1 protein-coding gene is annotated in these 1,288 nt (G+C 45.7%); it reads left to right on the top strand.

What is annotated here, in order from left to right:
• The first annotated feature begins 19 nt into the window (after positions 1–19).
• Complete coding sequence (locus EDC14_RS26435; RefSeq protein WP_132018432.1) at positions 20–1,240, top strand: IS110 family RNA-guided transposase; 1,221 nt, start codon at positions 20–22, stop codon at positions 1,238–1,240.
• Positions 1,241–1,288 lie beyond the last annotated feature (48 nt).

Raw genomic sequence — 1,288 nt, 5'->3', positions numbered from 1 at the left:
ATGAATGGAGGTTAATGCTATGGAAATCATGTATTCACACAGTGCCGGAATGGATGTGCACAAACAAACGGTTGTAGTCTGTCTCATTACGCCAAATGGTAAAGAGATCCGAAGTTTTGGAACCATGACTGCAAGTTTACTTGAAATGACGGACTGGTTAATCTCGAATAACTGTAAAGCCGTCGCCATGGAGAGCACGGGTGTCTACTGGAAACCCATTTACAACATTCTCGAAGCGACCGGCATGGAAATCTTAGTTGTCAACGCCCAGCACATCAAAAACGTTCCGGGTCGTAAAACAGATGTCAAAGATTCCGAATGGATAGCTGATCTTCTACAACATGGTCTCCTTCGCGGAAGTTATGTTCCGGATCGGGACCAACGGGAATTGCGGGAGTTAGTCCGTTACCGGACTAAGCTGACTCAGGAGCGTTCCCGTGAGGTGAACCGAATTCAAAAAGTCCTCGAAGGCGCTAATATCAAATTGGGCGACGTAGCCTCCGATGTAATGGGTAAATCCGGGCAAGATATTTTAAGAGCCATTATTTCCGGTAATCAGAATCCGCAAGCCATGGCCCAAATGGCTAGAGGTAAACTTAAAAACAAAACCGAGTTGTTGGAAAAGGCCTTAACTGGATTAATCGGCCCTCATCAAAAGATGTTATTGGAGACGCAGCTTTGCCATATCGATTTTTTGAATGAACAGATTCAGAAGCTTAGCCATGAGATTGAGAGCCGGATGCGCCCTTTTGAGGAAGCCATCGAAGCGCTGGATGGCATTCCGGGTATATCCCGAACCAATGCGGAGCAGATTCTCTGCGAAACAGGCATTGATATGAGCCGGTTCCCCACAGATAAACATATCGCCTCGTGGGCAGCGCTTTGTCCTGGTAATAATGAAACTGGTGGTAAACGCAAGAGCGGCAAAACCCGAAAAGGAAATATGGCGTTAAAAGCTGCGTTAACTCAAGCCGCGATTTCCGCTTCGAGGACAAAAGGAACATATTTCAATGCCATGTACCATCGTCTGGCAGCCCGAAGAGGAAAGAACAAAGCGATTGTTGCTGTAGCTCATGCTGTCTTAGTCGCGATATACCATATGCTTAAAGATGGCTCCAGTTATCGGGATTTGGGCGTTGATCATTATGATCAAATTAACAAAGAGGCGGTAATGAAACGGTCTATCAAACGGATTGAAAGCCTAGGCTACAAAGTTATTCTTGAACCGGCTGCTGCATGACTTATTTGCTTGTCAAGGTTCTAATGCTCGGGAGTATTTTCTAGATAG

Origin of the sequence: Hydrogenispora ethanolica (assembly GCF_004340685.1) — a bacterium.
In the GTDB taxonomy this organism is placed as follows: Bacteria; Bacillota; UBA4882; order UBA8346; family UBA8346; genus Hydrogenispora; species Hydrogenispora ethanolica.
This window is presented reverse-complemented; position numbering and strand designations above follow the sequence as displayed.

What these genes read in the sequence shown, in the direction of transcription:
- EDC14_RS26435 (WP_132018432.1), top strand. Translation starts at nt 20, where the DNA reads ATGGAAATCATGTATTCACACAGTGCCGGAATGGATGTGCACAAACAA.